This is a genomic window from Stenotrophomonas oahuensis (assembly GCF_031834595.1).
GTDB classification, from domain to species: domain Bacteria; phylum Pseudomonadota; class Gammaproteobacteria; order Xanthomonadales; family Xanthomonadaceae; genus Stenotrophomonas; species Stenotrophomonas oahuensis.
The window spans coordinates 2272447-2293086 of sequence record NZ_CP115541.1 but is presented as its reverse complement, the minus strand read 5'-3'; the positions used below and the strand labels follow the sequence as shown (position 1 = coordinate 2293086).

Below are 20640 nucleotides of genomic sequence, written 5' to 3'. Positions count from 1 at the left end.
CAGAGATACCGTGAACCACCGGCTGTTCGCCAAAAGCCAACAGCAGCCGGGCAAGCCCGGCTCTACGTAAAGCATGCAATTGCAGGCATTTGTGGTACGAGCAATCAGCGCGCGAAGTGCGGCAGCAGCAGCGCGTGTACGTCGGTGAGGGAGCTGGCGATGCGGTGGCCCAGCGCGCGTTGGGCGGCGTCGGGGGCGACCAGGTCGGGGACCTGGATGACCGTCATGCCGGCGGCCAGAGCGGCGCGGGTGCCTGCGGGGGAATCTTCCAGCGCCAGACAACGAGCTGGGGCCTTGCCCAGTTTGGCCGCGGCCAGCAGGTAGATGTCCGGGGCGGGCTTGGGGTGGCTGACGTCGCTGCTGGTCACCACGGCGGCGAAATACGGCAGCAGGCCGCACGCCGCCAGCTTGCGTGAGGCGCGCGGTTCACGCGTGGATGTCGCCACCGCGCGCGGAATGTCGTGCTGCTTCAGCAGCTCCAGCAGTTCCAAGATGCCCGGCCGCAGCGGCAAGCCCTGCTGCGTGCGGGCTTCGTACAGATCGTGGCAGCGCGTATACAACGCCTGCATCTGCGCTGCGTCGATATGTTCGCGCAGCAGCAATTCGCAGTCGCGGTCGCCCAGGCCCACCAATTGCAGCCAGAACGTGTCTTCGATCGGCAGTGCCAGTTCGCCCGCCGCCTGCGACCAGCAGGCGATCGACACGCGCTCGCTGTCGATCATCAGGCCATCCATGTCGAAGATGACCGCCTCGGGCAGGAACGGTAACGCGGCCAGTGGAGTCATGCGGCGTTGAACAGCGTATCCAGATCGGATGCGTCCAGGATGCGCCACTCACCTTCCGGCAGCGCCCCCAGGGTCAGCCCGCCGATCCGGCTGCGGTGCAGCGCGTCCACGTGGTTGCCCACCGCCGCGAACATCCGCCGCACCTGGTGGTAGCGGCCTTCGTGCAGTACCAGCTGCGCCTGGCGCGGCCCCTGCACGTCCAGTTCCGCCGGCAGCAGCGGCTTGTCGTCCGACTCCAGCATCAGCGTGCCACTGGCAAAACGTGCGCCTTCGTCGCCGCGCAGGTCGTCGGCCAGGGTGACCTCATAGGCCTTGTCCAGCTTCGCCTTCGGCGACACGATCCGGTGCAGCAGCGCGCCATCGTCAGTCATCAGCAGCAGGCCGCTGGTGTCGCGGTCCAGCCGCCCCACTGACGACAGCTGCGGCGAGCGTTCGCGGAAACGCGGCGGCAGCAGGTCGTAGATCAGCCGGCCGGTGTCCTTGGTCGAACAGGTGTAGCCGCGCGGCTTGTGCAGCATCAGGGTCAGCCCCGGCGGCGGATCCAGCGGTTCGCCGTCGACGCGGATCGCCTCGTGCGCCACGGCATCGTCCGCGTACAGCACCTCGCCGTCGGCGTCGGTGATGCGGCCCTCGCGGAACATCAGCTGCACCTGCTTGCGGCTGCCGTAGCCCAGGTTGGCGATGTGCTTGACCAGCTTCATGCGCGACCGCCGCTACGCCCACGGGTGGCTTCGATCAGCTTGAAACCATCGCGCTCGGCGGCCACGCGCACCTCGCCGAAGCTTTCATTGAGAATCTGCTCGTACGGCAGGTGACGGTTGGCCACCAGCCACAACCGCCCACCCGGGCGCAGCGCCTGCGCAGCCACCGCGATGAAGCGCTGGCCGATGTCCGGTCGGTCCGCGCGGGCCGGGGTGTGGAACGGCGGATTGGTCACGATGAAGTCGTAACGGCCCTCGATGCCGGCAGTGACGTCCTGCCACAGGTAACGCAGGGTCGCCTTGCTGCCCAGCGCCTGCAGATTCACCTGCGCCAGCGCCAGCGCGCGGCCTTCGGCCTCGTACAGGTCCAGCCCGGTCACGTTGGGGCAGCGGCTCAGCACTTCGCTGGATAGATACCCGAAGCCCGCGCCCAGGTCGGCCCCGTGCCCGGCCAGGTCGGCCGGCAGCTGCTCCACCAGCAGCGCCGAGGCCGGGTCGATGCGGTCCCAGGCGAAGATGCCGGGGCGGCTCTGGAAGCGGCCGCCGAGGATCCCGCGCGGGGCATCCAGCGCGGCCCAGCGCGCGGCCAGCGCCGCGTCGTGCTGGCCGTTCAGCGGCGCGGTCCAGTACACCCGGCAGTGGTTCTTGGTCAGCTTGCCGCCCAGCCCGGCCAGCTGCTGCAGGTCGCTCTCGCCGGAGCGCGCGCCCTCGTTGTTGTGCTGGCAGGCCACCAGGATGCCGCCCGGGGCGGCCAGGGCCAGCGCGCGGGCGAACAGCGCACGTGCCTCTTCGCGCTGGCGCGGCGGCAGCACCAGCACCACCGGGTAGCGGGTGCTGTCGGCGGCCAGCTGGGCCTCGTCACGCACCGTCCAGCCGCTGGCCTCCAGGGCCGCGGCGAAGGGCCGGAAGCTCTGTTCACAGACCAGCTGGCCCGGCTGGGCACGCTCGCGCAGCGGCCAGCCGTCGCGGGCGCGCAGGAACAGCACCGGGCCGGAAGGCCAGTCCAGGGCACCGCCGAAGGGCAGGAACAGGGTTTCCAGGGGGGCGTCGTGCTGGGGGGCCATGCGGGGTACGTCTTGAAATGAGACGGCCATTCTACCTTTTCAGGTTCGGGCCCTCGCCCGGCCCCGATTAGCATTTGTTCAACGGGGTCTTGATGCCCTCGCAACATCGTGTCGGTCAGGGTAAAGGCTCTTTCGTAGCGGAGCTGGCTCATGCGTGCATTGTTCGTCGGTGGCGTGGTCGACAACAGCGAAATGGACCTGGAGGGCGCGCAGCCGCCGGTTCACTACCCTGAAGATACCGGCGGCGGACATGCGCGCTATCGCCTGCACCAGGTGGGCCGCCAGTCAGACGGCCAGGTGGCCTATGCGGTCTACGGTGCCCCGGACCTGGCCGACGATGAGGTGGCCCGGGTGGCCGACGAGCGCGCCTACGCACGCCGCTTCGACGCCGAACCGGAAGTCTTCCAGCACTAAGCGTGCATGCCGCCGGTCACTCGATCGGCGGCAGCTCACGGATCGATGCGATCTGGTCCAGCCAGACATGGTGCTGCTGCACCGGCACATCCAGATCATCCAGCCGCAACTCGCCGTTGCTGCCTTCATTCTCTTCCGCATCGCGATACTGCTGCACGGTCGGGCGCACCGCCACCGTGCCCAGCACGCGGCTGCCGTCCTTCAACGTCACTTCCACCCGGGCCTCGTCGGGCAGCTGCGGCAGCAGTGCCTTGAGGCGCGCGATGTCGTCGGCGTGCGTGTAAACAACAGGTGCGGTGCGTGACATGATCTTCCTCGCGTTTTGGCACGCCATGCGTGTCAACAAATTTCAGCCGGCCTCGGCCCTTGCCTGCGCCAGCACGTTGCGCACCGCCGTCACCAGCTGCGCCACCGAATAGGGCTTGGCGACGTGCTCCTGGAACCCTGACGCCAGCGCGCGCTTGCGGTCATCGGCCCGGGCCAGCGCGGTCACCGCCACGGCGGGCAGCGCTTTCGCATCCACCCCCATGTCCTCGCGCAGGGTGCGTACCAGTCCATAGCCATCCATGCCCGGCATGCCGATGTCGGTGAGCAATGCATCCACCTGTTCGTGGCGGCCGGCATCGAGCAGCGCCAGCGCTTCGCCCGCAGATGCCGCCACCGTCACCTGCGCGCCCTGCTCTTCCAGCATGCGGCGCAGATACTCCAGCACTTCGGGTTGATCCTCCACCGCCAGCAGGCGCAGCCCGCGCAGCGGGTAAGGCTCGATGACCTGCTCGCTGATCGGGCCATTGAAGACTTCGCGCAGCGGACGGCCATCGGACTGCGGCTGATAACACGGCAGGCTCACCGTGAACTGGGCACCCAGGCCCTGCCCCTCGCTGGCCGCGCTGACGGTGCCGCCGTGCAGTTCCACCAGCTGCTGCACGATCGCCAGGCCCAGCCCCAGGCCACCATGGCGACGGGTGGTGGTGCCGTCGGCCTGGCGGAAGCGGCTGAACAGGTGGCGCAGGAACTCCGCCGCGATGCCGTCGCCGGTGTCGCGTACGGTGCTCACCCAGTGCCCACCTTCGCGGGCCAGGGTCACGGTAACCGAACCTTCGGCCGGGGTGAACTTGATCGCGTTGGACAACAGGTTCCACCACACCTGCTGCAGGCGGGTGGCATCGCCCAGTACCAGCGCGCCCTCTTCCGGCAGGTGCAGCTGCATGTCCAGCGCCTTGCCTTCGGCCACCAGCTCCTGCGCGCCCAGCGCTTCGGTCAGCTGCGCACGCAGGTCCACCACTTCCACTTCCAGCTGCACCTTGCCCAGCAGCATGCTGCTCAGGTCCAGCATGTCCGAGATCAGCCGCTTCTGCGCCATCGCGCTGTTGGCGATCACGCCCAGGCCCTTGAACAGCGGGCTGGTGTTGTCCACCCGCTGCAGCAGCAGTTCGCTCCACCCCAGGATGGTGGTCAGCGGCGTGCGCAGTTCATGCGACAGGGTGGCCAGGAACTCGTCCTTCAACCGCGCCATGTTTTCCGCGGCGCTACGCGCGGCACGCTCGGACTGCAGCAGCTCCTCGCGCGCCATTTCGATTTCGCGGCGCTCGGTGACGTCCGGGCTGCTGCCGGCCAGGCCGATGAAGCGGCCCATTCGCGAGAAGCGCGGGCGGGCGTTCATTTCCAGCCAGCGCCACTGGCCATCCGAACGCAGTCCACGCACCAGCGCCTGCATCGAACGCTGCGCTTTCAGGGCTTCCTGCAGCTCGTAGTCGAACACCGAAGCGTCGTCGGGATGCACCAGGCCGCGCCATACGTCTTCCGGCACGCGTTGTTCGTCACCGCCGAAGAACTCGGTGAACGCACTGTTGACGAAGCGGGCATGGCCGCGGTCATCCAGCACCCATACGGGCATCGGCAGGCCGTCGGCCAGCGCGGAGAAGCGCGCTTCGCTTTCGGCCAGATCCACTTCCACCTGCTTGCGGCTGGTGATGTCGAAGAACAGGATCGCCACCTGGCGCTGCTCCGGCTCGCCGACCCGCATGGCTTCCACCGAGTACCAGCGCCCCAGTGCGCGCGCCTCCATGTCGAAGTGGTGCGGCCGCCCGGTCAGGGCCACCTGCCCATAGATGCGGTACCAGTCCTGCTCGTGCGCCGGCTGCAGCTCGCTCATCAGACGGCCGGCCGCATTGACCAGCCCGGTGCTGCGCTCGAACGCCTCGTTCACCTGCACGAAGCGATAGTCGACCCCGACGCCGTCTTCGATCAGGCATTCCACCACGCAGAAGCCGGCGTTGAGCCCCTCCAGCACGTGGCGGTGCAGGGCGGGATCAAGCGCAGGAGCCACCGGGGTGGCGCGTTCGAGGGTCGGTACGGTCGGGCTGGACAAGGAGTTCAAAGGGCGTGGCAGGCAGAGCGCTGGGAGATAGCATCATCCAGACCGCGTATTCGTAGCGTCAAGCATGGGATTCATGTGTACCCCGGGTGAATTCATGCCGAATACGACGAATCTGTCGCAGTTTTGCCAATTGTCCCGGGCTGTGATCGGGATCACACTGCTTTGGGCCATTCTGACCACTTACGGGAGTTCGCAGTGAACCTCAAAACCCTGATGACGGCCGCACTGGGCGGCCTGCTGGCTTTAGCCACGCTGTCCGCGGCGGCGGCACCGCGTACCGTCAGCGACCCGAAAGCGCCGCGTGCCTTGGATGTGGAGGGTCCGGTACAGGTGAAGTGGACCGACCCGGCCAAGTTCACCGAACTGCGCAACAGCTCCAACCGCTGGGAAGCCGAACGCGGCAACTGGGTCTACGACCTGGCCAAGTACATCCGCACCACCGCGGCCAAGCGGCTGGCTCCGGGCCAGACCCTGGACGTGACCATTACCGACATCAAGCGCGCCGGTGATTACGAGCCGCAGCACGGGCCGCGTGCCCAGGACATCCGCATCATGAAAGACATCTATCCGCCGCGCATGACGCTGGACTTTGTGCTGAAGGATGCACAGGGCAATGTGGTGAAGCAGGGCACCGGCGAAAAGCTGATCGACATGGGCTATCTCAGCACCGGTGTGGGCCTGCTGTCGGACAGCGACCCGCTGCGCTATGAAAAGCGGATGCTGAATGACTGGCTGCGGAAAGTGTTACCCGCCGCCTGACGCATCCCCATTGCGTCAGGCATTCCGGTAGTGCCGGCCGCTGGCCGGCAACCTCATGAACGCACGAACATCGCCTGGTTGCCGGCCAGCGGCCGGCACTACCGGGCATCCCAAACATCCCGGGCATCGTGAAATGCGCCGCATGCGGCGCGAAGCGCGTCAGCGGATTTCGCGTGCCACGCGCTTCACTGCGCACGGCAACTGATACGCGCTCACATTGCACAGCGGGGCCAGCACGTCCAGGCGCGGGCTCTCGCCCCACAGCTCCACCGTGCTGCCCACGCCCGCCTGCGGCAGGTCGGTCAGGTCCACGGTGAGCATGTCCATCGACACCCGCCCGATCAGATGGCCGGGCTGGCCGTCGATCTGGACCGGGGTGCCGTTAGGCGCGAACTGCGGGTAGCCATCGGCATAGCCCATTGCCACCACGCCAACGCGGGTGGGTCGCTCGGCAACAAAGCGCGCGCCATAGCCGACCGGTTCGCCGGCGGCGATCTCGCGCACCGCGAAGATCTTCGACTGCATGGTCATCACCGGACGCAGGCGCGCGGTCTGCGCGCTGCTGCCAGGCAGCGGGTTCGCCCCGTACAGCATCAGGCCAGGGCGCACCCAGTCACTGCGCACTTCCGGCCAGCCGAGCAACGCCGGCGAATTGCACAGGCTGGTTTCCCCGGCCAAGCCCTCGATCGCGGCGGCAAACGTCGCGGCCTGCTCGCGGGTGCGCGGGTTGTCCAGTTCGTCGGCACGTGCCAGATGGCTCATCAGCACCATTGGCCCCACCTGCGGCAGGGCGGACAAACGGGCATGCGCGCTGCGGAAATCGGCCGGCGACAGCCCCAGCCGGTGCATGCCGCTGTCCAGCTTCAGCCAGATGGTCAAGCGCGCATCGGTCTGGAACGCTTCCACCGCGTCCACCTGCCACGGCGCGGCGACCGCAAACCACAGCTGGTGCTGCACGATCAGCGGCAGCTCGTCCGCATCGAAAAATCCTTCCAGCAGCAGGATCGGCGTGGTGATGCCGGCCGCGCGCAGTTCCAGCGCCTCTTCAATGCAGGCCACACCGAACGCGTCGGCCTCGCCTTCCAGCGCGCGCGCGCACACCACGGCACCGTGGCCATAGGCGTCGGCCTTCACCGCGGCCAGGGTCTTGCGACCGCCGCCCAGTTCACGGGCCAGGCGGAAGTTGGAGCGCAACGCGTCCAGGTCGATCAACGCGCGGGCAGGACGCATGTTTCAGTTTCACTCTGTTGAAAAGCGGCGGCATGCGGATTGGCACGCCCGCCATAGCGGAAGATGTCCAGGCCTTCGGTGCTGATCTGCGGCTGGCGCGCGCTCATCAGGTCGGCCAGGTAACGACCCGACCCGCAGGCCATGGTCCAGCCCAGCGTGCCGTGGCCGGTGTTGAGGAACAGGTTGCGGTACGGCGTAGCCCCGATCACCGGGGTGCCGTCCGGGGTGGCCGGGCGCAGCCCGGTCCAGAACTCGGCGCGGCTGAGGTCGCCGCCGTGCGGGTACAGGTCGCGCACCACCTTTTCCAGGGTGGCGCGGCGGCGCGGCGACAGCGACAGGTCGAACCCGCCTACTTCGGCCATGCCCCCCACGCGGATGCGGTCGTCGAAGCGGGTCACCGCCACCTTGTAGCTTTCGTCCAGGATGGTCGAGGTGGGAGCCATCGCCGGGTCGGTGATCGGCAGGGTCAGCGAATAGCCCTTCAGCGGGTACACCGGCAGGTGCATGCCGAGCGGAGCCACCAGCGACGGCGAGTAGCTGCCCAGCGCGACCACGTAGTGGTCGGCGGTTTCCAGCTTGCCGTCGATGCGCACGCCAGTGATGCGGTTGCCGCTGGTTTCCAGCCCGGCGATGTCCTGGTCGAAGCGGAATTCCACGCCGGCGGCAGCAGCCATCTGCGCCAGGCGGCGGGTGAACAGCTGGCAGTCGCCGGTCTGGTCACGCGGCAGGCGCAGCGCACCCACCAGGGTGTCGGCCACGGCGGCCAGCGCCGGCTCGGCGGCGATGATGCCGGCGCGATCCAGCACCTCGTACGGCACGCCGTACTGCGCCAGCACTTCGATGTCCTGCGCCGAGGCATCCAGCTGCTGCTGGGTGCGGAACAGCTGGGTCGTGCCGAGGTCGCGGCCTTCGAACTCGATGCCGGTTTCAGCACGCAGTTCGTTCAGGCAGTCACGGCTGTACTCGGACATGCGCACCATGCGCGCCTTGTTGATCGCGTAGCGTTCCTGGGTGCAGTTGCGCAGCATCTGCGCCAGCCAGCGATACTGGTTGAGGTCCAGGCCCGGGCGGATCGCCAGCGGCGCATGCTCCTCGAACAGCCACTTCACCGCTTTGAGCGGCACGCCCGGCGCGGCCCACGGCGAGGTGTAGCCGAACGACAGCTGGCCCGCGTTGGCGAAGCTGGTTTCCAGCGCCGGTCCGGGCTGGCGGTCGACCACGGTGACATCAAAGCCGGCCTGCCGCAGGTACCAGGCACTGGTCGTGCCGATCACCCCGCTGCCAAGAACAAGTACGCGCATGAGACCTCTCCAACCGGATCATTCCCTGCACTCAGCGGTGCCGGGACCATAATTGCGGAAGTATAGGCCGCTGATGCCGGGCATTTTTCCTGTATTTGCAGCACACGGCAGTGTATTGTCCCGCCATTCACCCTGCCGAGTTGACGCCCATGGCCACCCGGGTCCGCGAACTGGACAAGATCGACCGCAAGATCCTGCGCATCCTGCAGGCCGAGGGACGCATTTCCTTCACCGAGCTGGGCGAACGGGTCGGGCTGTCCACCACGCCCTGCACCGAGCGGGTGCGCCGGCTGGAGCGCGACGGGGCGATCACCGGCTACTACGCCAAGCTCGACCCGCACTACCTCAAGGCCAGCCTGCTGGTGTTCGTCGAGATCAGCCTGGCCTACAAATCCGGTGACATCTTCGAGGAGTTCCGGCGCGCGGCGTTGAAGCTGCCGAATGTGCTGGAGTGCCATTTGGTTTCGGGCGATTTCGATTACCTGTTGAAGGCGCGGATCAGTGAAATGGCGTCGTACCGCAAGCTGCTCGGCAGCACGTTGCTGACCCTGCCGCATGTGCGCGAGAGCAAGAGCTACATCGTGATGGAAGAGGTCAAAGAAACGCTGACGCTGCCGATTCCGGATTGAAGCAGACGCAAAAAAGGCGGCGCGCGAATGCGCACCGCCTCTTTCCGGTTTCACCCCCGAACAAAGGGTGTTACGCCGAACCGCGCATCAGCGCTGCTGTTTCTGGTCCGAACGCTGCTGCTGATCGGGCTGCTTGTTGCCCTTCTGGTTCTGCTGATCCCACTGCTGCTGGCTCTGCTGACCCTTCTGGTTCTGCTGATCCTGCGGCTTGTTGGGATTGTTCTGCTGCTGGTTAGCCATGGTTGCACTCTTCTCGTCATCTTTGGGGATGCGCGATCTTGCGGCGCGGATGCAGAGTCGAGGAAATGCGGTTAATTGAGGGCGAAAAAGCGGTGAGGTTTTGTGTTGACGCGCATGACTGGGGGTTTAGGTTGTGAAGCGTTCAGATGGCCGTAGAGACACGCCATGCGTGTCTGCTCTTCGTTCAGTGGTCATGAATGCCTGACGAACGGCTTCGATCATGTTTCAACGTCGGCCCCATGTGACCACGTTCATTGGGTCGGATTCGGACGCTTGCGCCGCGCTGCGCGCGGTTGACGCGCATGGCGCGTCACTACGAATTGTTACGTGCGCAGGACGATGGCGCTGATGCCCCTCACGGTTTGATCTGCTGCCCCTGCGTTGCCGGTGCGCTGTCGTAATAACGCCCCGTGCGCGAATCGAAGACGCGGTTCGGCCCCACCGGTTTGACGCCGGGAATGATGCGGCCGTTGCGGTCGTACACCTTCGGCGGTGCGGTGGTTGCAGGTGCCGGTACCACCTGGGCCGGGCCCTGGCTCTGGATCGGTTGCGTGCCCAGTTGCTGGCGGATCTGTGAATCGGAGGTCACCGGCGCAACTTTACCCGACTGGCTCTCCATCGGAGCCGGGCGCACCGGGGTAGGCAGCGGCTTGGGGGCCGGGGCCGGCGTCACCACCGGTCGGGTGTCGGTGGGTTTGCCGGGTGCGGCAATCTGCGCACTGGCATCGAAGCCCAGCGCGGCCGCCAGTACGGCAGGCAAGAGCAGCATTCGGGTGTTCATCACAGCAGCCTCCCACACGGATCTACAGCTTCATCCTGCACCCCGCCCCCGTGCGGCAGCATGAACGCCTGCCTTGCGACCTTCACGCGCTGCCCCCATTTCAACGCGATCCCCACGAGGAGTGCCCATGACCGCCTTCGACCTCTCTCCCCCCAGCGACGCCCAGCGCCAGGCGCTGGAGGCCGGCCTGAGCGCCGACGAGCGCCGCGTGCTGCTGCAGCACGGCACCGAGGCCCCGTTCTGCGGGGTGTTCCTGGATAACAAGCAGGATGGCGTCTACGGCTGCCGCCTGTGCGGCCTGCCGCTGTTCCGTTCCAGCACCAAGTTCGACTCCGGCACCGGCTGGCCGAGCTTCTTTGCCCCGTTTGACCCGGCCCATGTCCACGAAATCCGTGACACCAGTCACGGCATGGTCCGGACCGAGATCGTCTGCGCCCGCTGCGGCAGCCACCTCGGCCATGTGTTCCCGGACGGCCCGCCGCCCACCTACGAGCGCCACTGCCTCAACTCGGTCTCGCTGGATTTCACGCCCAATGGCAGCCCCTACCCGGATCCGCTGCAGCGTGGCGGGGCTGAGGCCGGCCCGGCAGGCTGATCTGCAAAAGTGTGACGTTCATCCAACGTCACCCTTCAGAACCCCGGCATGGGGCCGACATGGAGGTATCCCCTCCTCCGCGTCTGCCCCATGCTCATCATTGTTGGTTTTCTGATCGTCATTCTCAGCGTGCTCGGGGGCTACGTCGGCGCGCACGGCAAGCTGGCGGCCCTGTGGCAGCCCTACGAGCTGGTCATCATTGGCGGTGCGGCGCTGGGCGCGTTCCTGGTCGGCACCCCGGTCAAGACGGTCAAGCAGACCCTGGCCGCCAGCGTCGGCGTGTTCAAAGGCCCGCGCTACAAGCAGCAGGACTACCTGGACGTGTTGAGCCTGCTGTACGAACTGCTCAACAAGGCGCGCCGCGAAGGCTTCATGTCGCTGGAAGACCACGTCGAACGCCCCGCCGACAGCGCGATCTTCGCCAACTACCCCAAGGTGCAGGCCGACCACCACCTGGTCGACTTCATGACCGACTGCCTGCGCCTGATGATCGGCAGCAACATCGAACCGCACGAGCTGGAACCGCTGCTGGAAATGGAGCTGGAAAAGCACCACGCCGAAGCCATGCAGCCGGCGGCCGTGCTGAACAAGGTGTCCGACGGCCTGCCCGGCTTCGGCATCGTCGCCGCCGTGCTCGGCATCGTGATCACCATGGGCTCGATCGGCGGTGAAATCACCGAAGTGGGCGCACACGTGGCCGGCGCGCTGGTCGGTACCTTCCTCGGCATTCTGCTGGCCTATGGCTTTGTCAGCCCGCTGGCCGCCGCCGTGGAAGCGCGCGCCGAGCAGGACAGCCGCATCTATGAGTCGGTCAAGACCGCCCTGCTGGCCTGCCTGCGCGGCTACAACCCGAAGATCGCACTGGAATTCGCCCGCAAGACCCTGCCGTCGAATGTGCGCCCGGGCTTCAGCGAGTTCGAAGCCCACCTGAAGACGATCAAGTAAGGCAGCGTCATGGCCGAGAACAAACCCACCGTCATTGTCCGCAAGGTCAAGAAGGCCGGTCACGGAGCGCATCATGGCGGTGCATGGAAGGTGGCGTATGCCGACTTCGTGACCGCGATGATGGCGTTCTTCCTGGTGCTGTGGCTGATGGCGGCCACCAGCAAGCCCGAGCGCGCGGCCATTTCCGAGTACTTCCGCAACCCCAGCCCGCTGACCGGGCAGAGCCCGACGCCTGCGCCCGGCATGGCCGGCCCGGGCGGGGCCAGCACCTCGATGATCAAGCTGGGCGGGGCCACCGATGTCTCGCGCGGCACCAGCAACGACCCGTTCCAAAACGCCCAGGCCGAACGCCCGGTGCCGCAGGAAGACGAGCGCGAGCGTGAAAAGAAGCAGCTGGAAGTGCTGAAGCAGGAGCTGGAAGAGGCGATCAGCAAGAGCCAGGCACTGGAGCCGTTCAAGGACCAGCTGCTGCTGGACCTCACCCCGGAAGGCCTGCGCATCCAGATCGTGGACAAGCAGAACCGGCCGATGTTCGACGTCGGCAGCGCCGCGCTGAAGCCCTATACCCGCGAGATCCTCAAGGAGCTGTCGGAGTTCATCAATCACGTGCCGAACCGGATCAGCATCACCGGCCATACCGACATCACCGCCTATACCGCCGCCCACGGCTACAGCAACTGGGAGCTCAGCGCCGACCGTGCCAATGCGGCGCGCCGGGCCCTGCTGGAAGGCGGCATGGCGGAGGAAAAGGTGACCCGCGTGGTCGGGCTGTCGTCCTCGGTGCTGTTCGACAAGGTCAAGCCGGACAACCCGATCAACCGGCGCATCAGCATCGTGGTGATGACCAAGGCGGCTGAGGCGGCGGCGCTGTCCGGCTCCGGGCAGCAGGTCGGGTTATCGGGCACCACGGTGGATCCGGATGTGCAGGCCGATCTCGCGCCGCCGGCCGGGCCGGCGGTGCCGGTGTTGGGGCCGGCGGATGGGGCACCGTGACGTGACGAGCCGGTCACGACCAACGGTCGTGACCTACCGCGATACCGGGCAACCCCGGTAGGCGACGACCGTTGGTCGTCGCGGGCAGCTTACAATGGGCCTTTCCGATCCCAGAAAGACGCCTCAAACCATGTCCAAGCAGTCCAAGGCCAAGCGCGACAAGCGCAAGAAGTCGCAGCCCAAGCGCCCGATCCAGCGCCTGAACAGCCAGCAGCCGGTGCAGAACCACGCCGTGCTGCAGAACGCAGAAGGCCAGGTCGTGGCCGCCATCGGCCTGCAGGGCACCGAGTGGCTGCTGGCCATCGGCGGCCAGACCATGGGCAATGCCGACAACCCGGTGCCGATGCTGGCCATGCTCAAGCACCTGGCCAACGTGCAGGAGAAGGAAGGCCGTCCGGTCACCCTGGAAACCTCGCCGCAGCTGCAGCAGATGATTGACGACCTGGCCGCCGACGAAGGCAAGACCGCCGAGGAATACCTGGCCCAGCTGGTGTCCGAGTTCGAAGGCGTGGAAGACGCGGCCGACGACGCCGAAGGCGAAGCCGCTGAAGCCAGCACCGACGCCGAAGCCACCCCGGCCGACGCCGACGCCCCGTCCGACAGCAGCGAGCAGCCCAAGGGCTGATCGCCACCGGTGACGGTCTATATCGACGATGCGGTACACCCCTGGCGCGACGAGCGCTGGGCGCATCTGATGGCCGACACCCTGCCCGAGCTGCACGCCATGGCGGCGCAGCTCGGGATTCCACGGCGGGCGTTCCAGAACCGCCGCAGCGGCGCGCACTACGACGTGCCCGCGCCGATGCGTGAGCGCGCCATCGCGCTGGGCGCACGCGCCATTTCCCGGCATACCGACCGGGAATTGTTGAAAGCGGTCATCGCCAACGCGCGGGCGCAATACGACGCAACCGCGTGACGCATCAAAACGGATCCGCCCCCGGGCGCACTTCCACCCCAAGCAACGAACACAGCGCCAGCATCGCGTCATCATCGCGGCTCAGCGCCATCCAGCCAGCCAGGCCACCGTTGCCAGTATCCACGCTCCACAGGCTGTAGTTGTGCTCGCGCAGGCGGTCATACGCGGTGGCCATCAGCATCGGCGCATCCACGTCCTCGGCGAAGTCCTCATCGTCCAGGTCGCCGCCCCAGTCCACCTGCACGTTGAATCGCGCAGACAGCTCGTTCACCGCCGACACCAGCGAATCGGCATCATCGCGCTCCACCTCGTAGGTCGACTGCCACGCAGTGGCGACCATCAGCGGCGGCAGCCAGTCGGCTTCCTCGTCAATGGACTCTCCCGCCTCCAGCAGCTGCTCGCGCCAGCGGTTGAACTGCTGCAGCGCCAGTTCCTCGTCGCCCGGGTTGATCAGCACGAACAGGTTCCAGATCCGGGCCTCGAAATCGTCTTCGTCGAAATCGCGCTCGTCTTCTTCGAAGTCGAAATAGTCGCTGTTGTCGGGCATGGGCGGGAACTCCTGGAAACAGCCCGCATTCTGACCTGCCACGGCGTGCGCAGGAAGCGAAATCGGCTCGAACCGGGGGGCTCGGGTATCCTGTGCGCCTGAAGGCGGCCGCGGTGGCCGTCAGTGTGAACCCGAATCATGAGCGATACCCCTCCGGATCATCTGGCGATCAACCCGGCCAGCCCTTTCCACGATGCCGCAGCGCTGGAGCGCGGCGTGGGCATCCGTTTCAACGATGTCGAGCGTGACAACGTTGAGGAATACTCGGTCAGCGAAGGCTGGATCCGCGTGCAGGCCGGCAAGTCGCGCGACCGTCGTGGCAACCCGATGACGGTGAAGGTCAAGGGCACCGTGGTGGCGTATTACCTGGATCAGAAGCCGGAAGCGTGATCGCGCGCGGGGAATTCCCCGCGCAGCCAGGCACCGCGCGGACGCGCATGGCGCGTCCCTACAGGTCGAGCGACCAAGGTTCGTAGTGACACGCCATGCGTGTCATCGGGGTGCCCGACCCGTTCATTCCCGTTGCCGGGTTTCCAGCAGATCCAGATTGCGGATCAGCTTGCGCGAAATCTCATCGGAAATACTGCCGCGCCGGGTCAGCCGGAACAGCTCCTCGCGCTCGGCGGTGAGCCCGGCGTTGCGCAGCTGCCGGTAACCCTGCTCCATCCGCTTCACCTTTTCCGGGTCCGCATCGGGCCCGTGTTCCTTTTCCAGGTTGCGCTGGTACAGCAGGCTCACCCGCGCGGCCGCGTCGTTGTACAGCTGCACGTTCTCGGTGTTCTGGTTCTGCACCAGCTGCTGGCGCATGCGCTCCACGCCGGCCAAGGCGGCCTTGGACGCCAAGCGGCGAGCCAGGTCTTCTTCCTTGCGTTCACCGGAATCGGCCGGCAGTTGCAGGCCCTTCAACAGCCTCGGCAAGGCCACGCTGGCCCCGATCAACGAGAACAGAATCACCGCCGCGGCCAGGAAGATCACCAGGTCGCGCGCCGGGAACGCCGAGCCATCCGGCAGAAACAACGGCAGCGTGAGCACGCCGGCCAGGGTGATCGCACCGCGCACACCGGCCACCGACGTCGTCACCACCACCCGCCACTGGGTGACCGGGCGCTCTTCGCCACGGTGCCGTGCACGCAGCAGGCTCCAGCGCAGCGACAGCCACACCCACAGCAGGCGCAGCGCGACCAGCGCCACGTTGATCACCACCACGTACACCAGCAGCCACCACGCGCTGTGGTGCCCGCTCTCATTCACCGTGGCAATGGCGCGTTCGACAATGCCCGGCAACTGCTCGCCGAGCAGCACGAACATGATGCCGTTGAAGCTGAACTGCAGCATGTTCCACACCGCCGTGCGCTGCACGCGCATGCTGCCGGAGACACGACCGGTCAGTTCGACGTAGCTCATGGTGATGCCGGCGGCGACCGCGGCCAGGATGCCGGAGGCCTTGGCCTCTTCGGCCAGCAGATAGGCCGCAAACGGAATCAGCAGGTTGACCAGCAGCGCCGCGCCGGGCTCTTCACCGAAGCGCCGCCACAGCCAGCGCTGGAAGGTAGACACGCCCAGGGTCACCGCCACGCCGATCGCCAGCCCCGCCACCGCCACCCACAGGAAGGTCAGCGAGGCCGTGGCCAGCGAGAACGAACCGGTCATCACTGCGGCCACCGCGAAGCGGAAGCAGACCAGGCCGGAGGCATCGTTCAACAGCGACTCGCCTTCCAGGATGTGCATCAGCCGCTTCGGAATCGGCATGCGCGAGGCGATCGAGCTGACCGCCACCGGGTCGGTCGGCGAGATGATCGCCGCCAGCGCGAACGCCACGCCCAGCGGCATCACCGGAATCATCCAGTGGATCAGCAGGCCGGCACCGACCACAGTGAAGATCACCAGCCCGAAGGCCAGTTCCAGAATCACGCCTTTATCGCGGAACAGCCCCTGTTTGGGAATACGCCAGCCGTCCAGGAACAGCAGCGGCGGCAGGAACAGCAGGAAGAACATTTCCGGCTGCAGCGCGTGGCCGCGGTTGAATACCCCCGCAATCACCGCGCCCAGGCCGATCTGCACCAGCGGTAACGGCAATGACAGCGGCAACACGCGCACCAGGTAGCCACTGGCCACCACGGCGACCAGCATCGCCAGTACCACTTCAATCGTATGCATGCCCAAAAAATTACCACAGCGGCACCGTTACCTGAACACGGTGCCGACCTGCGGCTCAGTGAGCGGACAGGCGTCAGCTGGCCGCGCCGTCGAAGCGGTAGATGTCCATGGCCAGCATGCCGGCATCGATACCGGCATCGATGCGCCGCGCGCCCAGCTGTTCACTGCCAGCCGCGCCCATTGCAAAGTGCAGCGGCTGGAAGTGTTCGTCGGTGGGATGCGCGCGCTCGGCGTATGGGGCCTGGCGGCGGTAATCCAGCAGCGCTTCGGTGTCATTGGCCTGCAGGCGCTGCTCCACCCACTCGACGAAGGGGCGCACATAGGGCGCTTCGCCACCGCTGTGATAGGCGCGGAAGTCATGCAGGTTGTGGGTGATGCTGCCGGACCCGATCAGCAGCACGCCGTCATCACGCAGCGGGGCCAGCGCGCGGCCCAGCGCGAGCTGATGGGCCGGCCCCAGCATCGGCTGCAGGGCCAGCGGCACCACCGGAATGTCGGCGTCCGGGTAGAGCAGGCGCAATGGCACCCATGCACCATGGTCCAGCCCGCGCTGCGGGTCCTGCGCGGTCGGCAGGCCGGCGGCGGCGAGGCGCTGGGCCACGTCGGCGGCCAGCGCCGGGTCGCCCGGGGCCGGGTACTGCAGCGCGAACAGGGCCGGCGGAAAACCGCCGAAGTCGTGGATGGTCGGCGGCTGCGGGTGCGCACCCACGGCCGGCTGGTAGGTCAGCCAGTGCGCCGAGGCCATCACGATCGCGCGCGGGCGCGGCAACTGCGCGGCCAGCTCGGCCAGGCGCACGCCAACCTGGCCCGGGTTCAGGGCAGTCATCGGTGAACCGTGGGAGATGTACAGCGACGGCAGGCGGGACATGGGGGGCTCCGGGGGATCCAGGGCCTCAGGTTATTACCATCACTGATGGCAATAAATAACCAATATCACGCAGATTCGTTCCGAAGGTGGAACGTAGAGCCGGGCTTGCCCGGCTGGGCCACCGGTAAAGCCCCAGCGGGGCAAGCCCCGCTCTACGTTTCTCCCGCCACTGTCCGGCTTCCCAGCCACGACCCCGTTCAGCGCCGCGAACCCGGTCCCCAATCAGGTCGCTTCCGCCTCGGTCTCCAACCGTCCGATCACATCGGCCAGCGGGGCCGGACGGCCCAGCAGGAAGCCCTGCACCTGGTCGCAGCCGTGTGCGGCCAGCCACTGCTGCTGGCCGGGCGTTTCCACACCCTCGGCGATGATGGTCAGGCCCATGCTGTGGCCCAGCGACAACAGCGCGCGGCAGATCGAGGCGTTGCGTGGATTGATTTCCACATCAGCCACGAAGCTGCGGTCGATCTTCAGGATGTCCAGCGGCAGGTGCTGCAGGTAGGACATGTTCGAATAGCCGGTGCCGAAGTCGTCCAGCGAAATGCAGATGCCCTGCTCGTGCAGGCGCTGCATGGTCTGCTTGGCCTGCGCCGGTTTGCGCATCAGGCTGCTTTCAGTCAGCTCCACGTGCAGCGCGCCGCGCGCAAGGTTGAACTCCTGGCAGGCGCGGTTGAACTCGGCCACCAGGTCGCTGTTGAAGAACTGCACCGCCGATACGTTCACCGCAATCGGCAGGTCCCAGCCGGCATCCACCAGCTGACGCTGCGCACGCGCCGCCTCGCGGATCACCCAGCGGCCCAGCGCCAGAATCAACCCGGTGTCCTCGCACAGCTGGATGAACTCACCTGGCGGAATGAAGCTGCCATCGGCCTGCGGCCAGCGCAGCAACGCTTCCAGCGACGCGGGCGTGCCATCGGCGGCATGGCAGATCGGCTGGAAATACAGCTGGAACTCGCTGTCGATGGCGGTGTGGATGCGCCCGGCCAACCGCAGCCGCTCAGCCAGCCGCGAGCTCACCGTGCTGTCGTACCACGCAATCACGCTGCCTTCGTCACGCGCGGCGTGCGCGGCCTGCGCGGCCATGCCGATGACCTGCTCGGCGCTGATCACATCGCCCTCGAACTTGACCGCCACGCCAATGCGCGGCTCGAACTGGTGCAGCCAGTCCTGCCCGCGCACCGGCTCGGACACGGTCTGCACCAGCGTGTCCAGCGCGCTCTGGCGCTCGTGGTCATCGCGGATGGCGAAGATGAAATCTTCTGCCGGCTGGAACGCCAGCAGGCCGTATCGCGTGCCCAGCCCGCCCAGGCGCTTGGCCATCGCCTGCAGCACCACATCGCCGACTTCGCGCCCCAGCGTATCCGCTACCAGCTGCAGACCGCGGAACTGCACATAGGCAATCGTGTAGCTGCCGCCCTCCTCATCCAGCTGCGCCGCCAGCGCACGCGTGTTGAGCAGGCCGGTCGCCACGTTATGGGTGGCGTGGTATGCCAGATCGCGTTCGTAGGCCACGCGCTCGCTGACGTCTTCAGCCAGCACCAGGCACGCCTGCCGCCCATCGAAGTCCAGCCGCGCCAGATGCGCGCGTACCTCGAACACGGTGCCGTCCTTGCGCCGGTGCAGGCGCACCTGTGCATCGTGAGTCTCGCCCGGGCCGGCGTTGGCAATGGCTTGGCGGATTTCGTCCCAGCCTTCGCGCGGGCGGATGTCGAGGATGCTCATCGACAGGAAATCTTCGCGGCTGTAGCCGTACTGCTGCACTGCCGCTTCGTTGACTTCCAGGAAGCGCAGCGTGTCCGGGTCGAACACCCAGAACGGGGCCGGGTTGCGGTCGAACAGCAGGCGGAACTGGCGCTCGGCCTGCTGCGCGCGGGCCAGGATCTCAATGCGGTCGCTGACATCGGTGAGCGCACCGATCATGCGCCGTTCGCCCTCGGCCACACCCACCTGCTGTCCGCGCGCGGACAGCCAGCGCACCTTTCCGCCGGGCAGCACCAGCCGGAACATCTCATCCAGCACGCCATTGTTGGCGAACGCGACGTGGAACGCATCCTGCAGCCGCTGCACATCCTCGCGGTGCACGCGGTTGAAGAAGTCCGCCACCGGCAGGCTGTCGATGGGAATGTTGAAGATCTGCCGCGCCATCGGTGACCAGTGCAGCAGCGAGGCGTCCTCGTCCACGGTCCAGGTGCAGATCTGCGCGATCTGGTGCGCCATGTGCAGCTCGGCGTGGCCGGTGCGCAGTTCCTCGCTCATCGCATGCTGGCGGCGGGTAGCGCGGCCCAGGCTCACATACACCAGCGCGAATGCTCCCACGTACAACAGCACCAGTCCCAGCGAGGCATACACATACGGCCACCACGCGGCCAGCACGTCGCGGCGGCCCAGGCCGGCGTACACGCCCAGCGGGTAATCGCCCAGCGTGGTCAGCGTGGCAATGCGCTCCACGTGATCCACCGGGCTGTACTCGACCCCCAGCGGCACCACCGCATCGCGGCCCAGCCGGTCGCGATGCTTCAGACCGAAGCGTTTGCCCACGGCGGCGGCACGATCCGGGCTGCGCGCCAGCATGTAGCCGCCGCCGTCGGTGATGGAAATCACACCGTCGCGGCCCACATCCAGGCCGTTGATGATGGCCTGCAGTTCGGCGGTGTGCAGACGGCTCAGCAGCCAGCGGTTGTCGCCCATGCGCAGCGCCAGCGGCAGCACCCAGCGCTGGTCCGGCATCTGCTGTGGCGGCCCCAGGTACAACTGGCTGTGCTGGCCGCGGTTGCTGTCCACCGCCCACAGCGGCAGATACAGGTCACCGCTGCCACTGGTCAGCGCACGCCCGAACTCGTCCACCACCACAATGCTGTCCAGTTCCTGGTGGCGCTGCAGCACGCCGCGCACGGACTCATCCAGCAGGTCAGGGGCCTGGTTCGGCACCCGCTCGAACAACTGCGCGCCGTCGGCGGCAATACCGCGCATGGCGCGCTCGAGGTTGCGCAGTTCCAGCCGCAGCAGGCGCTGGGTACCGGCGGAGATGGCCGTGCTCTGGCGCTGCGCGGCTTCGTGGCGGCGCTGGTAGTCGTTGACCAGCATGATCGCCAGGCCCACGGCCAGCAGCACGCCCAGGCCGACGCCCAGCCATACCAAGGTCCGCAAGGGACGCGCCAAGGCGCGGTTCATCGCGGGCATTGCCTGACACTCCCCCACGCAGCTGACGACATGAAAACACTTCCTGAGTCCTGCAGACGAGAGCGGCCAATGTCTCAATTTCTTGATGCGGCTGCGGCCGATTCCCCGTCGGCCAGGCCTTGGCACGCCTGTACCGGCCCAGCATGCACCAGCCCGGG

22 protein-coding genes are annotated in these 20640 nt (G+C 67.0%); 9 read left to right on the top strand and 13 right to left on the bottom strand.

The features are described from left to right. Nucleotides 1-104: 104 nt before the first annotated feature. Genes PDM29_RS10065 through PDM29_RS10055 form a run of 3 tightly spaced genes read right to left on the bottom strand, consistent with a single transcriptional unit; the run spans nucleotide 105 to nucleotide 2550 of the window. Nucleotides 105-785, bottom strand: coding sequence for an HAD family hydrolase (locus PDM29_RS10065; RefSeq protein WP_311193686.1), 681 nt, complete (start codon nucleotides 783-785; stop codon nucleotides 105-107). Then, nucleotides 782-1486, bottom strand: coding sequence for a pseudouridine synthase (locus PDM29_RS10060; RefSeq protein ID WP_311193685.1), 705 nt, complete (start codon nucleotides 1484-1486; stop codon nucleotides 782-784). The genes PDM29_RS10065 and PDM29_RS10060 overlap by 4 nt, the downstream gene beginning before the upstream one ends. After that, on the bottom strand, nucleotides 1483-2550 hold the full coding sequence (locus tag PDM29_RS10055) for a class I SAM-dependent methyltransferase (RefSeq protein ID WP_311193684.1): 1068 nt from the start codon (nucleotides 2548-2550) through the stop codon (nucleotides 1483-1485). The genes PDM29_RS10060 and PDM29_RS10055 overlap by 4 nt, the downstream gene beginning before the upstream one ends. A 150-nt stretch (nucleotides 2551-2700) precedes the next feature. Here PDM29_RS10055 and PDM29_RS10050 point away from each other — a divergent pair, with 150 nt between their 5' ends. Further along, nucleotides 2701-2964, top strand: a complete 264-nt coding sequence (locus PDM29_RS10050; RefSeq protein WP_311193683.1) for a hypothetical protein — start codon at nucleotides 2701-2703, stop codon at nucleotides 2962-2964. Nucleotides 2965-2980: 16 nt separating this feature from the next. Here PDM29_RS10050 and PDM29_RS10045 read toward each other — a convergent pair whose 3' ends face one another. After that, a complete protein-coding gene (locus tag PDM29_RS10045; RefSeq protein WP_311193682.1) occupies nucleotides 2981-3271 on the bottom strand; it encodes a DUF3247 family protein in 291 nt (96 codons plus the stop codon). Between the two features lie 42 nt (nucleotides 3272-3313). After that, nucleotides 3314-5335 carry an ATP-binding protein gene (locus PDM29_RS10040; RefSeq protein ID WP_425508738.1) on the bottom strand — a complete coding sequence of 674 codons (2022 nt, stop codon included), beginning with the start codon at nucleotides 5333-5335 and terminating at the stop codon, nucleotides 3314-3316. 222 nt (nucleotides 5336-5557) lie between these two features. Here PDM29_RS10040 and PDM29_RS10035 point away from each other — a divergent pair, with 222 nt between their 5' ends. Further along, entirely contained in the window at nucleotides 5558-6103 is a 546-nt protein-coding gene (locus PDM29_RS10035) for a DUF3016 domain-containing protein (RefSeq protein WP_311193757.1), read from the top strand. Nucleotides 6104-6262: 159 nt separating this feature from the next. Here the strand turns inward: PDM29_RS10035 and alr are convergent, their stop codons facing one another. Both alr and PDM29_RS10025 read right to left on the bottom strand, forming a co-directional pair. Beyond that, the gene (gene alr, locus PDM29_RS10030) at nucleotides 6263-7333 is read right to left on the bottom strand and encodes an alanine racemase (protein WP_311193680.1); all 1071 of its coding nucleotides are present in this window, start codon (nucleotides 7331-7333) and stop codon (nucleotides 6263-6265) included. Continuing rightward, on the bottom strand, nucleotides 7312-8634 hold the full coding sequence (locus PDM29_RS10025) for a D-amino acid dehydrogenase (protein ID WP_311193679.1): 1323 nt from the start codon (nucleotides 8632-8634) through the stop codon (nucleotides 7312-7314). Before PDM29_RS10025 ends, alr begins: the two co-directional genes overlap by 22 nt. A 149-nt stretch (nucleotides 8635-8783) precedes the next feature. Between PDM29_RS10025 and PDM29_RS10020 the strand changes: the two genes are divergently transcribed. Beyond that, nucleotides 8784-9263, top strand: coding sequence for an Lrp/AsnC ligand binding domain-containing protein (locus tag PDM29_RS10020; RefSeq protein WP_125361094.1), 480 nt, complete (start codon nucleotides 8784-8786; stop codon nucleotides 9261-9263). Nucleotides 9264-9350: 87 nt separating this feature from the next. Here the strand turns inward: PDM29_RS10020 and PDM29_RS10015 are convergent, their stop codons facing one another. Both PDM29_RS10015 and PDM29_RS10010 read right to left on the bottom strand, forming a co-directional pair. After that, complete coding sequence (locus tag PDM29_RS10015; RefSeq protein WP_282298204.1) at nucleotides 9351-9503, bottom strand: lana protein; 153 nt, start codon at nucleotides 9501-9503, stop codon at nucleotides 9351-9353. Between the two features lie 355 nt (nucleotides 9504-9858). Next, nucleotides 9859-10284, bottom strand: coding sequence for a classical arabinogalactan protein 4 (locus tag PDM29_RS10010; protein ID WP_311193678.1), 426 nt, complete (start codon nucleotides 10282-10284; stop codon nucleotides 9859-9861). Between the two features lie 127 nt (nucleotides 10285-10411). Between PDM29_RS10010 and msrB the strand changes: the two genes are divergently transcribed. From msrB to PDM29_RS09985, 5 genes are all read left to right on the top strand, one after another. Next, nucleotides 10412-10879, top strand: a complete 468-nt coding sequence (gene msrB, locus PDM29_RS10005) for a peptide-methionine (R)-S-oxide reductase MsrB (RefSeq protein ID WP_311193677.1) — start codon at nucleotides 10412-10414, stop codon at nucleotides 10877-10879. Nucleotides 10880-10969: 90 nt separating this feature from the next. Further along, nucleotides 10970-11824 carry a flagellar motor stator protein MotA gene (gene motA, locus PDM29_RS10000; protein ID WP_311193676.1) on the top strand — a complete coding sequence of 285 codons (855 nt, stop codon included), beginning with the start codon at nucleotides 10970-10972 and terminating at the stop codon, nucleotides 11822-11824. 9 nt (nucleotides 11825-11833) lie between these two features. Beyond that, nucleotides 11834-12817, top strand: coding sequence for a flagellar motor protein MotB (gene motB / locus PDM29_RS09995; RefSeq protein ID WP_311193675.1), 984 nt, complete (start codon nucleotides 11834-11836; stop codon nucleotides 12815-12817). Nucleotides 12818-12947: 130 nt separating this feature from the next. After that, on the top strand, nucleotides 12948-13442 hold the full coding sequence (locus PDM29_RS09990; RefSeq protein ID WP_311193674.1) for a hypothetical protein: 495 nt from the start codon (nucleotides 12948-12950) through the stop codon (nucleotides 13440-13442). Nucleotides 13443-13451: 9 nt separating this feature from the next. Then, nucleotides 13452-13733 (top strand): DUF4031 domain-containing protein, encoded by a 282-nt coding sequence (locus PDM29_RS09985; protein WP_311193673.1) that lies wholly within the window; start codon nucleotides 13452-13454, stop codon nucleotides 13731-13733. A gap of 4 nt (nucleotides 13734-13737) precedes the next feature. On the opposite strand, the gene PDM29_RS09980 is transcribed toward PDM29_RS09985, so the two are convergent. Next, entirely contained in the window at nucleotides 13738-14280 is a 543-nt protein-coding gene (locus tag PDM29_RS09980; protein WP_311193672.1) for a DUF6630 family protein, read from the bottom strand. 138 nt (nucleotides 14281-14418) lie between these two features. On the opposite strand from PDM29_RS09980, the gene PDM29_RS09975 reads away from it, so the two are divergent. Next, on the top strand, nucleotides 14419-14670 hold the full coding sequence (locus tag PDM29_RS09975; RefSeq protein WP_311193671.1) for a DUF3297 family protein: 252 nt from the start codon (nucleotides 14419-14421) through the stop codon (nucleotides 14668-14670). Nucleotides 14671-14793: 123 nt separating this feature from the next. Here PDM29_RS09975 and PDM29_RS09970 read toward each other — a convergent pair whose 3' ends face one another. The 3 genes from PDM29_RS09970 to PDM29_RS09960 all read right to left on the bottom strand — a co-directional run bounded on the left by PDM29_RS09970 (nucleotide 14794) and on the right by PDM29_RS09960 (nucleotide 20482). Further along, a complete protein-coding gene (locus PDM29_RS09970; protein WP_311193670.1) occupies nucleotides 14794-16437 on the bottom strand; it encodes a Na+/H+ antiporter in 1644 nt (547 codons plus the stop codon). 73 nt (nucleotides 16438-16510) lie between these two features. After that, entirely contained in the window at nucleotides 16511-17305 is a 795-nt protein-coding gene (locus tag PDM29_RS09965; protein WP_311193669.1) for a DODA-type extradiol aromatic ring-opening family dioxygenase, read from the bottom strand. Between the two features lie 222 nt (nucleotides 17306-17527). After that, nucleotides 17528-20482, bottom strand: a complete 2955-nt coding sequence (locus PDM29_RS09960; RefSeq protein ID WP_311193668.1) for a bifunctional diguanylate cyclase/phosphodiesterase — start codon at nucleotides 20480-20482, stop codon at nucleotides 17528-17530. Nucleotides 20483-20640 lie beyond the last annotated feature (158 nt).

Bases quoted from the DNA above. Each gene is read 5' to 3' on its own strand.
- PDM29_RS10045 (WP_311193682.1), bottom strand. From the start codon at position 3,271: ATGTCACGCACCGCACCTGTTGTTTACACGCACGCCGACGACATCGCG.
- PDM29_RS09980 (WP_311193672.1), bottom strand. From the start codon at position 14,280: ATGCCCGACAACAGCGACTATTTCGACTTCGAAGAAGACGAGCGCGAT.
- motB (WP_311193675.1), top strand. From the start codon at position 11,834: ATGGCCGAGAACAAACCCACCGTCATTGTCCGCAAGGTCAAGAAGGCC.
- PDM29_RS10020 (WP_125361094.1), top strand. From the start codon at position 8,784: ATGGCCACCCGGGTCCGCGAACTGGACAAGATCGACCGCAAGATCCTG.
- PDM29_RS09970 (WP_311193670.1), bottom strand. From the start codon at position 16,437: ATGCATACGATTGAAGTGGTACTGGCGATGCTGGTCGCCGTGGTGGCC.
- PDM29_RS10060 (WP_311193685.1), bottom strand. From the start codon at position 1,486: ATGAAGCTGGTCAAGCACATCGCCAACCTGGGCTACGGCAGCCGCAAG.
- PDM29_RS10050 (WP_311193683.1), top strand. From the start codon at position 2,701: ATGCGTGCATTGTTCGTCGGTGGCGTGGTCGACAACAGCGAAATGGAC.
- alr (WP_311193680.1), bottom strand. From the start codon at position 7,333: ATGCGTCCTGCCCGCGCGTTGATCGACCTGGACGCGTTGCGCTCCAAC.
- PDM29_RS10065 (WP_311193686.1), bottom strand. From the start codon at position 785: ATGACTCCACTGGCCGCGTTACCGTTCCTGCCCGAGGCGGTCATCTTC.
- PDM29_RS10015 (WP_282298204.1), bottom strand. From the start codon at position 9,503: ATGGCTAACCAGCAGCAGAACAATCCCAACAAGCCGCAGGATCAGCAG.
- PDM29_RS09975 (WP_311193671.1), top strand. From the start codon at position 14,419: ATGAGCGATACCCCTCCGGATCATCTGGCGATCAACCCGGCCAGCCCT.
- msrB (WP_311193677.1), top strand. From the start codon at position 10,412: ATGACCGCCTTCGACCTCTCTCCCCCCAGCGACGCCCAGCGCCAGGCG.
- PDM29_RS10010 (WP_311193678.1), bottom strand. From the start codon at position 10,284: ATGAACACCCGAATGCTGCTCTTGCCTGCCGTACTGGCGGCCGCGCTG.
- PDM29_RS09960 (WP_311193668.1), bottom strand. From the start codon at position 20,482: ATGCCCGCGATGAACCGCGCCTTGGCGCGTCCCTTGCGGACCTTGGTA.
- PDM29_RS10035 (WP_311193757.1), top strand. From the start codon at position 5,558: ATGACGGCCGCACTGGGCGGCCTGCTGGCTTTAGCCACGCTGTCCGCG.
- PDM29_RS09965 (WP_311193669.1), bottom strand. From the start codon at position 17,305: ATGTCCCGCCTGCCGTCGCTGTACATCTCCCACGGTTCACCGATGACT.
- PDM29_RS09990 (WP_311193674.1), top strand. From the start codon at position 12,948: ATGTCCAAGCAGTCCAAGGCCAAGCGCGACAAGCGCAAGAAGTCGCAG.
- motA (WP_311193676.1), top strand. From the start codon at position 10,970: ATGCTCATCATTGTTGGTTTTCTGATCGTCATTCTCAGCGTGCTCGGG.
- PDM29_RS10025 (WP_311193679.1), bottom strand. From the start codon at position 8,634: ATGCGCGTACTTGTTCTTGGCAGCGGGGTGATCGGCACGACCAGTGCC.
- PDM29_RS10055 (WP_311193684.1), bottom strand. From the start codon at position 2,550: ATGGCCCCCCAGCACGACGCCCCCCTGGAAACCCTGTTCCTGCCCTTC.